We start from the raw sequence: 13,909 nt of genomic DNA on the forward strand, positions 1-13,909 counted from the left end.
GCAGGTCACCTTGCTTGCAGGCCGGGGGCCGCATGGCGACGCGGCCCCCGGGCAGACGTTTGGCGCGGCGCGGGTTCGGGCGCCGCCGGTTCCGGCCTACTGGATCTGCTGGCCGTTGGCAAAGATTGCGCCGCCCTCGCGGAATTCAAGCCGGGTTTCCAGCTTGTCCTGGCCCTCGGCCACCGGCTTGGCGAACATCGCCAGCATCATGCGCACCCCGGTCAGCTGGTCCTCGGGGATCAGGCCCATGCTGGCCAGCGTGTCGATCAGCCCGTTCAGCCCCTCATAGGTGACGATGATCTGGCCGATCGGCGCGGTCATGTCGCCGCTTTCAGCTGCCTTCAGCATGCCTTCGGCATGGGCGCGGGCGCCCAGCGCGCTCAGCGCGAACTGGTTGATGGTCAGATCGACCGGCGCGAAGGGGGTCTCGGGGCCGGCCTCGGCAGCCTCGGCCAGGGCCTCGGCGGTGTCGGCGGGCGCGTCGGGGTCCACGCCCTCGGCGGTGGCGGCGTCGGTGTCATCGGCGGGTGCGGGGACGGGCGCGGGCTGCGCCTCGGACATGTCGAAGACATCCTTGATCACCCGCATGTTGCCGGTCACGTCCAGATCCAGCGAGGCCGGGTCGCGCGGCAGCTTGGCGCCGGGGTCGAACATGTTCCAGATCGCATCCCCCAGGGTGAGCCCGGCCAGCGAATAGGCGAATTTGAACGGCTGCGGCTGGTCGGACTGCATCACCGGCAGCTGCATGTCGAAGCCGCCGCTGTCCACGGCATAGGCGATCGGGAAGGGCAGGTCGCTTGAGGTCATCTGGAAGCTGGTCGCGTCGGCGCTGGCCTGATAGCCCAGACCGTCCTGCGACAGCGTATAGCCAAGCTCGAAACCCTTGCCGTCATACTGGCCCGAGCCGCTGCTGACCTGGCCATCATCGCCGGTGCCGGTGAATTCGAACAGCCCGGCCAGCGGACCCGAGCGGACCACGCCCGAGAAGGCGAGCCCCGCCTTCAGCGCCGCGTTCATGTCCTCTTCGGGCCTGATCCCGGCCGGCAGGGTCATGTTGCCGGAAAAGGCGGTCTGCATCAGACTGCCCGAGAGCTTGACCCGCTCGCCCTCGCCATCGTCGAAATCGCCGGTGAAGGTGATCTTGTCGGAATTCAGCGCATAGTCGTATTTCGCCGGCGGACCAGAAACGGCGTGCAGGGTGCCGGTGGTGTCGGTGACGGCCAGCTTGACCGGCAGGGGATGCTGCTTGCCCTCGCTGGTGATCGTGCTCAGCGCCAGGTTCAGCCCCGGATAGTCCAGCTCATGCGTCATGTCGCCCACCTCGCCAGAGGTGGTGATGACATTGCCGGGCAGGTCCACGGTGAAGGGCAGCTCGAAACTGCCGCCATCCTCATCGGAGCCCTTCACCGTGCCGGCCAGATGCTCGGAGAGCACGGTGCGCACCTTGCCGTCGCCGGTGGCGCTGAGGGTGATCTCGGGGATGGCGATGCTCGAACGGGGGTCCGTGGTGCCGCTGCTGATCACCACATCGGTCAGGGTCAGCGTCTCGCCGGCCAGGTCGCGCTTGCCCTCGGTGACGCTGTTGCCCATGGACTGGTAATAGTCGAGCCAGGCCTGCCAGACCTGCTCGGGGGTCACCTCGGCCAGGGCCGGCATGGTCATCGCGGCCAGTGCCAGGGCCGAGCTTGTCAGTCGCAGGGTCATGTCGTTACCTTTCCGGTGCGATGGCATCAGGGTCTGCCCGGTTCTGCCACAGCGGCGGGGGCGCCGAAAGGAGGGAATGATGATAGTGGCGGATTTCGCCGACGGCGTCGGCCGCGTGCTGATCGAGCGTCCGGCACGGGCCAATTCGCTGACCGGGGCGATGCTGGCGGATCTGGTCTCGGCCTTTGGCAGGCTGGCGGCGCGGCCCGACCTGCGGGCGGTGATCCTGACCGGCGCGGGCACGGTGTTCTCGGCCGGGGCGGATCTGAACGAGGCCCGCGCCGGGCTGGCGCTGTCGCCGGGCTGGGAACGGCTTTCGGCCCGCATCGCCACCATGCCCTGCCTGACCGTCGCGGCGCTGAACGGCACCTGTGCCGGCGGCGCCATGGGCATGGTCCTGGCCTGCGACCTGCGCCTTGCGGTGCTCGAGGCGCAGTTCTTCTATCCGGTGATGCGGCTGGGTTTCCTGCCGCAGCCGAACGATCCGGCGCGGCTGGCGGCGCTGGTCGGCCCCTCGCGCGCCAAGATGATCCTGATGGCCGGGCAAAGGATCGACGCGCCCGAGGCGCTGGCCTGGGGGCTGGTGGACCGGCTGGTGCCGCGCGAGGAGCTGCTCGAGACGGCGCTGGCGCTGACCGCCGATGTGCGCGCCGCCAAGCCCCAGCATGTCGCGGCGATCAAGCAGATGATCTGAGCCTCAGCCCCGGCCGCCGTCATCGGCGATTGCGTCGGCGATCTCGGCGGCGAAGGCGGCACCGAAGCGTTCCAGCTGTGCCGCGTCCAGATGCCGGCCGAGATCGCGCGGCCGGGCCTCGGCGATGCGGCGAAGGGCCGAATTCGTCACCGACAGCGGCTTTTCCGTGCCGTCCGCGCCGCGGATCAGCCGGGCCTGCGCCTCGGCCAGCCGGTCGAAGAGCACGCCCGCCTCGCGTCCGGCGAGCGCCCGGCGCGCCGGGTGCAGCGGTGCCACCTCGCCGGCGATCACCGCCAGAAAGGCCGCGCCATGGCGTTCAAGCTTGGTGGCGCCGACGCCGCTGATCCTTGCCATCTGGTCCAGCGTCTGCGGCCGGGTCTGCGCCATCTCGATCAGGGTGCGGTCGGGGAAGATGACATAGGCGGGCACGCGCGCCGCCTCGGCCAGCGCCCGGCGCCTGGCCTTCAGCGCCGAAAGCAGCGGTGCGTCCTCGTCGTCGACCTGGGTGCGCACCACCGTCGCCGGGCGCGGCTGCGCCACCAGGTCGCGGCGCAGGGTGACGTGTTCCTCGCCGCGCAGCACCGGATGCGCGGCGGCGGTGATCGCCAGCCCGCCGTGGCGTTCCGGGTCGGGGCGGATCAGGTCGCGGCCCAGCATCTGCCGGACCAGCGCCTGCCATTCGGCCCGCGTCAGGTCGCGGCCGACGCCGAAGGTCGGCAGCCGGTCATGGCCACGCTGGGAGATCCGCTCGGTCATGGTGCCGGTCAGAACGTCGATGACATGGCCCGCGCCAAAGGACTGGCCGGTGCGCAGCATCGCCGACAGCGCCTTCTGCACCGCTTCGGTGGCGTCGAAGGTCTCGGGCGGGCTGTCGCAGAGGTCGCAATTGCCGCAGGGCGCCGCCTGTTCGCCGAAATAGCCCAGCAGCACGGCGCGGCGGCAGCTTATCGCCTCGGCAAGGCCGAGCAGCGCGTTCAGCCGCGCATGATCGGCGGCCTTGCGCTCGGACGGGGCGAGCCCCTCGTCGATCTGGCTGCGGCGCAGGCGGATGTCGTCGGGACCATACAGGGTCAACGTCTCGGCCGGGGCGCCGTCGCGGCCGGCGCGGCCGATTTCCTGGTAATAGGCCTCAATGGATTTCGGCAGGTCGGCATGGGCCACCCAGCGGATGTCGGGCTTGTCGATGCCCATGCCGAAGGCGACGGTCGCAACGACGATCAGCCCGTCCTCGCGCTGGAAACGCGCCTCGACCTCGCGCCGGGCCTCGGCCTCCATGCCACCGTGATAGGCGGTGGCGGGCAGGCGGGATTCGTTCAGGGCCTGGGCCAGGGCCTCGGTCTTGGCGCGGGTGCCGCAATAGACGATGCCCGACTGGCCGCGGCGTGCACCGGCAAACTCCAGGATCTGCCGGCGCGGCCCGTCCTTGGGCCGGAAGGCCAGATGGATGTTCGGCCGATCGAAACCGCGCAGAAAGCACAGCGGCGGCGCGCCGCCGAACAGGCGCTGGACGATTTCCTCGCGGGTTTCGGCATCCGCCGTGGCGGTGAAGGCGGCCAGCGGCACGGCCAGCGCGCGGCGCAACTCGCCCACGCGCAGATAGTCGGGACGGAAATCATGGCCCCATTGGCTGACGCAATGCGCCTCATCGACCGCGATGGCCTGCACGCCGGCGCGTTTCAGCATCGGCACCGTCGCACCCGAGGCCAGGCGTTCCGGCGCCATGTAGAGCAGGCGCAGCTCGCGTGCTGCCAGTGCGCGCAGGACCTCGGCGTTTTCGGCCTCGGAATTGCCGCTGGTCAGGGCGGCGGCGGCCACGCCCGCCTCGGTCAGCGCCCGCACCTGGTCGCGCATCAGCGCGATCAGCGGCGAGATCACCACCGTCAGCCCGTCGCGCATCAAGGCCGGCAGCTGATAGCACAGCGACTTGCCGCCGCCCGTGGGCATGATCGCCAGCACGTCGCGGCCGGCGGCCACGGCATCGACGATCTCTTCCTGCCCGGGGCGAAAGCCGTCAAAGCCGAAGACCTGCCGCAGCAGGGGCGCGGCCGACATCAGAAACCGTAGAAGAAGCCGGCGTTGTTGGCCAGCGCGCGCTGGGCGATGATGATGGCGATGAACACCACCAGCGGCGCCAGATCCAGCCCGCCGGTATCGGGCAGGATGCGGCGCACCGGCGCGTAAAGCGGTTCCAGAAGCCGGTTCAGCCCGTTCCAGATCTGCCAGATCAGCGGCTGGCGCAGGTTCAGCACCTGGAAGTTGATCAGCCAGGACATGATGATATGGGCGATCATCACGAACCAGACCACATCGAGTATCAGCATCAAGGCTTCGTAGAGCGTGCCCATGGCTTCCCCTTGCATTTTCCCCGGACAGGTAAGCCAGCCGCCGGCCTTGCGCAAGCCGCAGCGTCGCGGTTGACGCCAACCGGCGGCGGCAGCTAGCCGGTTGCGGCGCGTTCAGGCAAGGAAAGGCCGCCCATGTATCCCGTGTTCCGCTTTGCCGGGGAAATGCTGCGCTGCCGGCGCAGCCCGCGCATCGGCCTGCTCGATGCGCATGTCTCGCACCATCGCTGCTGGCCCTGGGATCTGGACCCCTGGATCGAGCTGAACAACGGCCGCACGCTGACGCTTTACGACCTGGGCCGGCTGCCGATGGCGGTCAGGACCGGCATGGTCGATACCATCCGCCGCAAGGGCTGGGGCATCACCGTCGCTGGCAGTTCCGTGCGCTATCGCCGGCGCATCCGCTGTTTCCAGCGCTTTACCATGGTCTCGCGCACGCTGGGATGGGACGCGCGCTTTCTTTACATCGAGCAGAGCATGTGGCGGGACGGCGAATGCTGCAATCACATCCTGCTGCGCATGGCGATCACCTCGGGACAGGGGATCGTGGCGCCGGATGCGCTGCTGGCGGCGGCGGGGCGCGCCGAGGCCAGCCCGCCGTTGCCCGACTGGGTGCAGGGCTGGATCGCGGCCGAGGAGCAGCGCCCCTGGCCGCCCGCCCTGCCCGCGATCGCCGCCGCGGACGCGAATGGCGACTTGCCAGCCTGAGCGCGCTTTGGCCTTATGCAGCCTGATTTCGCGCGGGGGTGGCATGGAACGCAGACGCATCTGGGGCTGGTGGTTCTTTGACTGGGCCAGCCAGCCCTTTGCCACCTTGCTGACCACCTTCATCTTTCCGGTCTATTACGCCGAGGTGGCGCGGCGCCACTTTCAGGGCCAGGGCATGACGCCCGAGGCCGCCGGCGCCGCGGCGCAGGCGCTGTGGGGCTATGGCCTCGGCATCTGCGGGCTGATCATCGCGGTCCTGGCCCCGGTGCTGGGGGCGATTGCCGACAACAGCGGCCGGCGACTGATCTGGGTCTGGCTGTTTTCCGGCTTCTACATCGCCGGGTCCTGGGGGCTGTGGTTCCTGACGCCCGCGCAGCCCGACCTGCATCTGGCGGTCCTTTCCTTCGGCATCGGCCTGATCGGCATGGAATTCGCCACCATCTTCACCAATGCGCTGCTGCCCGGGCTGGCGCCGCGCTCAGAGATCGGGCGCGTCTCGGGTTCGGGCTTTGCCTTCGGCTATCTGGGCGGGGTGATCTCGCTGGCGGTGGTGCTGCTTTTGCTGGCGGAAAACCCGCAGACCGGGCGCACGCTGCTGGGCATCGCGCCGGTGTTCGGCCTTGACCCGGCGCTGCGCGAGGGCACGCGCGCGGCGGGACCCTTTACCGCGCTGTGGTATCTTCTGTTCATGATCCCCTTTGCGCTGTGGGTGCCCGAGACGCCGGGCCCGCGCCGGCGGCTGCGGCTGGGCGCCGCCATGGCCGATCTGTGGCGGCTGCTGGCCGGCCTGCGCCGCCGCCGCTCGCTGGCGGCCTGGCTTGTCTCGTCGATGTTCTCGCGCGATGCGCTGAACGCACTTTACGCCTTCGGCGGCGTCTATGCCGGCACGGTTTTGGGCTGGCCGGTGTTTCTGGCCGGGGTGTTCGGGGTGGTCAGCGCGGTCTCGGCGGCGCTGGTCAGCTGGATCGGCGGCCGCGCCGACCGGCGCTGGGGGCCGCGGCCGGTGATCGTCGCCTGCACGCTGGTGCTGATCGCGGTCACCGTGCTGGTCACCTCGATGAGCCGCGAGCAGGTGCTGGGGCTGGCGCTGGCGCCGGGATCGCGCCTGCCGGACGGGCTGTTCTTTTTCTGCGGCGTGCTGATCGGCGGCGCCGGCGGCGCACTGCAGGCCGCCAGCCGCACGATGATGGTGCGTCACACCACCCCGGAGCGGGCCACCGAGGCCTTTGGTCTTTATGCGCTTTCCGGCAAGGCCACCGCCTTTCTCGCGCCGCTGCTGATCGCGGTCGCCACCGACCTGAGCGGAAGCCAGCGTCAGGGCATCTCTCCGCTCATCGTGATGTTCCTTCTGGCGCTGCTTCTGCTAGTCTGGGTCAAAGCAGAAGGAGAGGCAGAGCAGTGATCCGCAAGTTCCTGACCGTCGCCGCGCTGGCGCTGGGCGCCTTGGGCGTGGCGCAACCGGCCTTGGCCGATCCCCTGGCCAAGGATGTGTTCGGCGCGGCCCCCGGCCCGACCGGCGGCGCCCCGGTTTCGATCGGCTTCTATTCCAAGGGCTGCGTCTCGGGTGCGGTGGAACTGCCGCAGTCCGGTCCGACCTGGCAGGCGATGCGGCTGTCGCGCGACCGCCACTGGGGCCATCCGGAACTGGTCAGCTTCCTCATCGGCCTGTCGCAGGCGGCACGCCAGGCCGGCTGGCAGGGGCTGTATATCGGCGACATGGGCCAGGCGCGCGGCGGGCCGATGACCTCGGGCCATGCCAGCCACCAGTCCGGGCTGGACGCCGACATCTGGATGCTGCCGCCCGTCAGCCTGCGGCTGAGCGCCACTGAGCGCGAGAAGATCTCGTCGCAATCGGTGGTGAACCGGGCCGGCACCGCGCCCTCGGGCCTGTGGAGCGGCGCGCATATGGCGATCATCCGCGCCGCCGCCCGCGATCCGCGCGTCGAGCGCATCTTCGTCGATCCGGTCGCCAAGGTCGCCATGTGCCAGGACGCCGGCGGCGACCGCGCCTGGCTGCGCAAGATCCGGCCGCTGAACAATCACGACTATCATTTCCACGTCCGCCTGGCCTGTCCGGCCGGCTCGGTCTGTCGCGACCAGGACGCGCCGCCCCCGGGCGACGGCTGCGACGAGGCGGCGGAATGGATCAAGAACCGCATCGACCCGAGCCGCGTCAAGCCGGTGCCGCCCGACCCCAGCTATCGCCACCCGCGCAGCTTTCGGCTTAGTGAAATGCCCCGGCAATGCCAGATCGTCGCCACCGCCCGCTGATCCCGGGCGCCGCGGCCTGGCTCTCGGGGCTGGTGCTGGCGGCGCTGCTGCTGGCCGCCCCGGTGTTGTACGCCGCCGACCCCACTCCGCCCGCGGGACCGCGGGTCGAATATGTCGGCAGCCATGTCTGGTCGATGCCGGATGAGGATTTCGGCGGCTTCTCGGGGCTTGAGATCAGCGACGACGGCAGCCGCTTCGTGGCGCTGTCGGACCGCGCCACCCTGCGCTGGGGCAGCATCGAGCGCGACGCCGAGGGCCGCATCCGCGGCCTGGACCTGGCCGGGCGCGCGCGGCTGAAAGACAGCGGCGGCCAGCCGCTGAAACCCGGCTGGCAGGGCGACAGCGAGGGGCTGGCGGTGGCGCCGGACGGCAGCATCTATGTCAGTTTCGAGGGCCTGACCCGGGTGGTGCGCTTTGCCACCCCCGACAGCCCCTCGGAACCGCTGCCGCGTCCTGCCGCCTTCAAGGCGATGCAGCGCAATTCCGCGCTGGAGGCGCTGGCGGTGCTGCCCGACGGCACGCTCTTGACGCTGCCGGAACGCTCGGGCGCACTGACGCGGCCGTTTCCGGTCTGGCGCTGGCGCGACGGCAGGTGGGACCAGCCGTTTTCCATCCCGCGTTCCGGCGACTGGCTGGCGGTCGGGGCCGACATCGGCCCGGACGGGCGGCTTTACCTGCTGGAGCGCGACTTCAAGGGGCTGCTGGGCTTTCGCTCGCGTCTGCGCCGCTTTGAGCTGACAGGCAGTGGCGACGGCATCGGCCAGGGTCGCGTGCTGCTGGAAACCCGGCCGCTGCAATATGACAACCTCGAGGGCATCTCGGTCTGGGACGATGGCCAGGGCATCCGCATCACCCTGATCTCGGACGACAATTTCGGTCTGCTGCAGCGCACGGAACTGGTCGAATACCGGGTGACGGATTGACAGCGGCGGCGGCGCTGGAGCGCGCCATCGACAGCGCCCTGGCCGAGCGCCGCATCGTCGGCTGCGTGGTGATGCTGGCCGAGGCGGGCCGGCTGGTCTATGTCCGCGCCGCCGGCATGGCCGACCGCGAGGCCGGGCGGGCCATGTGCGAGGACAGCTGGCTGCGCTATGCCTCGGTCAGCAAGCCCTTTACCACCGTGGCGGCGCTGCGGCTGATGGACATGGGGCGGCTTTCGGCCCTGGACCCGGTGACGCGCTGGCTGCCGGATTTCGCCCCGGCGCTGGCCGACGGCAGCCGGCCGGTGATCACCCTCGACCAGCTGATGTCGCATCAGGCGGGGCTGGACTATCGCTTCAACCAGCCCGAAGGCGGACCCTATGCCCGCGCCGGTGTCTCGGACGGCATCGGCGAAACCGGTATCACCCTGGCCGACAATCTGCGCCGCATCGCCTCGGTGCCGCTGGACCATGCTCCGGGGCTGCGCTGGCGCTATTCCGTGGCCAGCGACGTGCTGGGCGCGGTGATCGCCGCCGCCGCCGACCGGCCGCTGCCCGAGGCGATGGCCTGGCTGGTGACCGACCCACTGGGCATCGAGGCGGGGTTTTCCGTGCCCGACCCGGCGCGGCTGGCGGCGAATTACGCCGATGCCCGGCCCGAGCCGCGCCGGATGCGCGGCCCGACCCGCATCGCCAATCCGCTGCGCCCGGAGCTGCATTACTGCTATCTGCCCGAGCGCATCCTTGACCCTGCCGCCTTTCCCTCGGGCGGGGGCGGCATGGCGGGGACGGCGGGGGCGGTCATGGTGCTGCTTGATTGCCTGCAGGGCGGCAGCTTTCTCAGCGAGGGAATGCGCGCCGCGGCACTGGCCAATCGCATCCGCCAGCGCCACCCGATGTGTGGCCCGGGCTGGGGCCATGCCTGGGCGGGGGCGGTGCTGACCGATGCGGCGCGCGCCGGCATCGGCCTGCCCGAGGGCGTACTGGGCTGGGGCGGCATCTATGGCCACAGCTGGCTGATCGATCCGGCGCGGCGGCGCACGCTGCTGGCGCTGACCAATACCGCCGTCGAGGGTGTGAACGGCGGTTTTGCCACCGAGATCGCCGCCGCCGCCGCGCTGTAGCCGGGCAAGCGCGTTGACAGGCGCGCCGATCGGACCTATCGCAAGCTGCCCCCATCGGGGGCCGAGTCTCCGCCACCTTGTCAAAACGGATCCAGACATGCCCCGCATCCTTCCCGGCGTCATCGCCATGGCCATTGTCGTGGTGGCCTCGAACATCCTGGTCCAGCATCTCCTGGGGAACTGGCTGACCTGGGGGGCGCTGACCTACCCCGTGGCCTTTCTGGTCACCGACATCATGAACCGCGTCTATGGCCCCGAGGCCGCGCGCCGGGTGGTCTTTGCGGGTTTTGTGACCGGGATCCTGTGTTCGGTCGTGGCCGCGGGTCTGGACAAGACCACGCTGCGCATCGCCATCGCCTCGGGCGCGGCATTCCTTTCCGCGCAGTTGATGGACATCGCGATTTTCAATCAGTTGCGGAAATACAACTGGTGGTTGCCGCCCCTGGCCGCGACCATGGCCGGATCGGTGCTGGATACGGCGGTCTTCTTTACCATCGCCTTTGCCGCGCAGCTGGCGGTGCTGTTTCCCAATGACGACGTTTCCTGGGCAAATGCGCCGGTCGCGCTGCTGGGGCGGGGGCCCGAGCTGCCGCTTTGGGTGTCGCTGGCCGTCGCCGACTGGTCGGTGAAGATGGCCCAGGCGGTGCTGGCGCTGATTCCGTTCCGGATCATCGTCGGAAATTTGATCCAGCGGCGCGCACAGGCCCATTGACTGGCCGCGGTTCTGTGTCAGGCTGGGAGCATACGGCAACTTATTGAAAGGAGGTGGTCCAGTGTCGAGAGTGATATTGGAGAGAGGTGTCGGGACAGTCAGGGGGGCCGTGGCCTGAGGGCAAACCCAAGGGTCTTGAACCCTGGCTGGGACGGTTGGCACCAACCCTAACCGGACCATCTCCGTGGATCTCGCGGGCCGTTTCGCAGGAAGCGGCCCGTTCCATTTTGGCCGTTCCGCTTCTGGACCGGAGGGCCGGCGCCTCAGCGCCCGCGCCGCATCTCGTGCATCAGATCGACCTGGATGCGCTGGATCTCCAGCAGGCGGCGCCATTGATGCGTCAGGTGGTGGTCGATCTTTTCGTGCAGCTGCCGCAGTTCCAGCTCGGTCTTGAGGTTGATCTGATAGTCGTTCTCGGCGCGGTGGCGGTCCTTGGCCTCCTGCCGGCGCTGGCTCATCATGATGACCGGCGCCTGCAGCGCCGCAAGGCAGGACAGCACCAGGTTCAGCAGGATGAACGGATAGGGATCGAAGGCGCGCAGCAGCAGGCCCGAGACATTCGCCGCCATCCACAGCACCAGCACCACGACAAAGCTGAGGATGAAGCCCCAAGAGCCGCCCCAGTCGGCGACGCGGTCGGCCATGCGCTCGCCCAGGGTCAGGCGCTCGTCCTCGTCCTCGGGCGCGGTCAGGGGCGTCAGCAGAGTGCCGCGCGACAGCGCCATCGCCACCTCGGCCTCAAGCTCGCCCAACTCGCCGTCATCGTCGGCGAGCAGCCGGGTCAGGTGCATCTGGCGGTAGCGCTGCCGGCAGTCGGCGCAGATCCGGCAGGAATCATTCCAGTCCGGGTGCTCGTGCCGGATCAGCTCGGCCAGCGCCGGGCGCAGGTTCGGCGCCTGGACCAGATCGCGCGGATCGCAGGCGCGGCCGCAAAGGGAACAGCCGGCGGCGGCGGGCGGGTCATCCTGCATCGACACTGCCTTTCGTCCTGCCTGTGCCCGGCGCGCCGCAACCCCGGGGGCCGGGCGCGCCGGGAGGAGTTCAGATGCGCTCGATCGCCAGCGCGATGCCCTGGCCGCCGCCGATGCACATGGTGATCAGCCCGCGCGAGCCGCCGGTGCGCATCAACTCATACATGGTCTTGACGGTCAGGATGGCGCCGGTGGCGCCGACCGGGTGGCCCAGCGCGATGGCGCCGCCGTTCGGGTTCACCCGCGCCGGGTCGAATTTCAGCGCCTTGCTGACCGCCAGCGCCTGGGCGGCGAAAGCCTCGTTCGATTCGATGACATCGAAATCGCCGGCGCCCAGCCCGGTGCGTTTCAGCAGCGCCTCGACCGCAGGGATCGGGCCGATGCCCATGACCTCGGGGCGCACGCCGGCGATGGCATGTCCCAGCAGCCGAAACAGCGGCTTTGCCCCCGCGGCCCTGGCGGCATCGGCGCGCGCCAGCACCACCGCCGCCGCGCCATCATTGATGCCCGAGGCATTGCCGGCGGTGACGCTACCGCCCTTCTGGAACACCGCCTTCAGCGTGCCGAGCTTTTCCAGGCTGGTTTCCTTGGGGTGTTCGTCGGTGTCGAAGGCCACCACGCCCTTGCGGCCCTTCACCTCGACCGGCACGATCTGGTCGCGGAAATGGCCCGCGGCGATGGCCGCGGCGGCGCGACGCTGGCTTTCCAGGGCGAAGGCGTCCTGCGCCTCGCGCGAGATGTCATGTTCGCGCGCCACGTTCTCGGCGGTGACGCCCATATGGCCGGTGCCCATCGGGCAGGTCAGCGCCCCCACCATCATGTCCAGCATCTGCACGTCGCCCATCTTGGCGCCGAAACGCGCCGCGGGCACGGCATAGGGCGCGCGGCTCATCGATTCGGCGCCGCCGGCGACGGCGAAATCCGCGTCCCCCGACAAGAGCGACTGCGTGGCCGAGACGATGGCCTGCGCCCCCGAGCCGCAGAGCCGGTTCACGTTCATCGCCGGTGCGGTGTCGGGCACCCCGGCCTCGAGCATGGCGGCACGCGACAGATACATGTCGCGCGGCTCGGTGTTGATGACATGGCCGAAGACCACGGTGCCGATGCGATCGGCGCCGATGCCGGCGCGTTCGATCGCGGCCCGCGTCGCCGTTGCCGCCAGCTGGATCGGCGGCACGCCGGCGAGGCTGCCGCCGAAGGTGCCGATAGCCGTGCGCGCACCGGACAGGATGACGATTTCATTGTCGGACATGATTCCCCCGAAGTTTCCCGTTGAGCCTGGCCGATCCTAGCCGCGACCGGGCGGGCAGGAAAGCACTGCGCTCTTGCGGCGCGGTGGCGGGGCTGCATGATGCGGACATGGACGACGATCCGCGCCTCAGCCTTCGCCTGCATTTCGCCTCGGGCCTGACCTTCGGCCGCGGCAAGGCCGACCTTTTGCAGGCCATCGACGAGACCGGCTCGATCTCGGCCGCGGGGCGGCGGCTGGGCATGAGCTATCGCCGCGCCTGGGCGCTGGTCGAGGAGATGAACGGCCATTTCGCCGCGCAGCTGGTCGACAGCAGCCGCGGCGGCGCCGGTGGCGGCGGCGCGGCGCTGAGCGATGCGGGGCGCAGCGTGCTGGCCGATTATCGCGCGCTGGAGGCGCTGCTGCGCCGGGGCGGCGCGGCCGAACTGGCGCGGCTGCGCGCAGCGCAGGAGGCGGGATCGGACTAGGGCCCGTGGACATTCAGGTTTCCCATCCTGCCTGATTTCTGATTCAGGCTTCCCGAAGGGAGGTCTGAATGGACGGGCAGCGATTTGTGGTGACGGATGGGGTCTGGGCGCGCCTTGAACCCCATCTTCCCGGCAAGGAGATCGACAGCGGCTTGACGGGCAAGGACAATCGCCTGTTTCTGGAGGCTGTTCTCTGGCGCGTGCGCACCGGCCTGCCCTGGCGGGATCTGCCACCGGAATTCGGGAACTGGAACAGTGTGTTCCGCCGCCTTCGCAGATGGGTCACGAGGGGTGTTTCCGAGCGCCTTTTCAATGAGATCCGCGGCGAGCCAGACTTCGAATGCGCGCTGATCGATGTTTGAGGCGCGAGCGCGCCACCGGTTCGAGCGCCGCGCCGAAAGGATCGTCCAGGCTCACCAGAAGGCGAGCGGCGCAAGGGGGGGGGACTCAGGCTCAGGCCATCGGGCGCTTGCGCGGCGGACTGACCACCAGGATCGTGGCGCTGGTCGATGCCCTGGGCGACCTGTCCGACCCTGTCCTCCTGCCGGGTCAGGCCCGGGATCTGAAACGGGACCTGAAAGGCGTCGCACCGCTGATCGAGGACGTGGCATGCGACGCGCTTCTGGCCGACAAGGCCTTCGATGCCGACGTGCCGCTTGCCGAGCTGGATCTCCCAAGTTCGACAGCAAAACTGATAAGCGATTGATATTGCTGTCACGAAATTGCGGATTTGCCACAACGTGAGGG

General features: G+C 69.5%; 13 protein-coding genes and 1 pseudogene. 9 read left to right on the plus strand and 5 right to left on the minus strand.

The window, feature by feature from the left end; all coding sequences use genetic code 11:
• Nucleotides 1-96: 96 nt before the first annotated feature.
• Nucleotides 97-1,704, minus strand: coding sequence for a DUF2125 domain-containing protein (locus WMK75_RS05860; protein ID WP_347266728.1), 1,608 nt, complete (start codon nt 1,702-1,704; stop codon nt 97-99).
• A gap of 79 nt (nt 1,705-1,783) precedes the next feature.
• Between WMK75_RS05860 and WMK75_RS05865 the strand changes: the two genes are divergently transcribed.
• On the plus strand, nt 1,784-2,398 hold the full coding sequence (locus WMK75_RS05865) for an enoyl-CoA hydratase/isomerase family protein (RefSeq protein ID WP_347266729.1): 615 nt from the start codon (nt 1,784-1,786) through the stop codon (nt 2,396-2,398).
• Between the two features lie 3 nt (nt 2,399-2,401).
• Here WMK75_RS05865 and recQ read toward each other — a convergent pair whose 3' ends face one another.
• Nucleotides 2,402-4,450: a DNA helicase RecQ gene (gene recQ, locus WMK75_RS05870; protein ID WP_347266730.1), complete on the minus strand. Its 2,049-nt coding sequence runs from the start codon at nt 4,448-4,450 to the stop codon at nt 2,402-2,404.
• Nucleotides 4,450-4,743 carry a YggT family protein gene (locus tag WMK75_RS05875; RefSeq protein WP_347266731.1) on the minus strand — a complete coding sequence of 98 codons (294 nt, stop codon included), beginning with the start codon at nt 4,741-4,743 and terminating at the stop codon, nt 4,450-4,452. Before WMK75_RS05875 ends, recQ begins: the two co-directional genes overlap by 1 nt.
• Before the next feature lie 132 nt (nt 4,744-4,875).
• Here WMK75_RS05875 and WMK75_RS05880 point away from each other — a divergent pair, with 132 nt between their 5' ends.
• The 6 genes from WMK75_RS05880 (at nt 4,876) to WMK75_RS05905 (ending at nt 10,475) form a co-directional block, all read left to right on the plus strand.
• On the plus strand, nt 4,876-5,448 hold the full coding sequence (locus WMK75_RS05880) for an acyl-CoA thioesterase (protein ID WP_347266732.1): 573 nt from the start codon (nt 4,876-4,878) through the stop codon (nt 5,446-5,448).
• A gap of 43 nt (nt 5,449-5,491) precedes the next feature.
• Entirely contained in the window at nt 5,492-6,850 is a 1,359-nt protein-coding gene (locus WMK75_RS05885) for an MFS transporter (RefSeq protein WP_347266733.1), read from the plus strand.
• On the plus strand, nt 6,847-7,719 hold the full coding sequence (mepA, locus tag WMK75_RS05890; RefSeq protein ID WP_347266734.1) for a penicillin-insensitive murein endopeptidase: 873 nt from the start codon (nt 6,847-6,849) through the stop codon (nt 7,717-7,719). The genes WMK75_RS05885 and mepA overlap by 4 nt, the downstream gene beginning before the upstream one ends.
• The gene (locus WMK75_RS05895) at nt 7,692-8,642 is read left to right on the plus strand and encodes an esterase-like activity of phytase family protein (RefSeq protein ID WP_347266735.1); all 951 of its coding nucleotides are present in this window, start codon (nt 7,692-7,694) and stop codon (nt 8,640-8,642) included. Before mepA ends, WMK75_RS05895 begins: the two co-directional genes overlap by 28 nt.
• Nucleotides 8,639-9,763 carry a serine hydrolase domain-containing protein gene (locus tag WMK75_RS05900; RefSeq protein WP_347266736.1) on the plus strand — a complete coding sequence of 375 codons (1,125 nt, stop codon included), beginning with the start codon at nt 8,639-8,641 and terminating at the stop codon, nt 9,761-9,763. The genes WMK75_RS05895 and WMK75_RS05900 overlap by 4 nt, the downstream gene beginning before the upstream one ends.
• A gap of 97 nt (nt 9,764-9,860) precedes the next feature.
• Nucleotides 9,861-10,475 carry a queuosine precursor transporter gene (locus WMK75_RS05905; RefSeq protein ID WP_347266737.1) on the plus strand — a complete coding sequence of 205 codons (615 nt, stop codon included), beginning with the start codon at nt 9,861-9,863 and terminating at the stop codon, nt 10,473-10,475.
• Nucleotides 10,476-10,738: 263 nt separating this feature from the next.
• Here the strand turns inward: WMK75_RS05905 and WMK75_RS05910 are convergent, their stop codons facing one another.
• Nucleotides 10,739-11,446 (minus strand): DUF1003 domain-containing protein, encoded by a 708-nt coding sequence (locus WMK75_RS05910; RefSeq protein WP_347266738.1) that lies wholly within the window; start codon nt 11,444-11,446, stop codon nt 10,739-10,741.
• 70 nt (nt 11,447-11,516) lie between these two features.
• Nucleotides 11,517-12,698, minus strand: coding sequence for an acetyl-CoA C-acyltransferase family protein (locus WMK75_RS05915; protein WP_347266739.1), 1,182 nt, complete (start codon nt 12,696-12,698; stop codon nt 11,517-11,519).
• Between the two features lie 107 nt (nt 12,699-12,805).
• On the opposite strand from WMK75_RS05915, the gene WMK75_RS05920 reads away from it, so the two are divergent.
• Nucleotides 12,806-13,162 (plus strand): LysR family transcriptional regulator, encoded by a 357-nt coding sequence (locus tag WMK75_RS05920; RefSeq protein ID WP_347266740.1) that lies wholly within the window; start codon nt 12,806-12,808, stop codon nt 13,160-13,162.
• A gap of 68 nt (nt 13,163-13,230) precedes the next feature.
• Nucleotides 13,231-13,811: pseudogene (locus WMK75_RS05925) on the plus strand (IS5 family transposase); the annotation flags it as partial.
• Nucleotides 13,812-13,909: the final 98 nt, after the last annotated feature.

Origin of the sequence: Paracoccus sp. (in: a-proteobacteria), from assembly GCF_039808215.1 — a bacterium.
Taxonomy (GTDB): Bacteria; Pseudomonadota; Alphaproteobacteria; order Rhodobacterales; family Rhodobacteraceae; genus Paracoccus.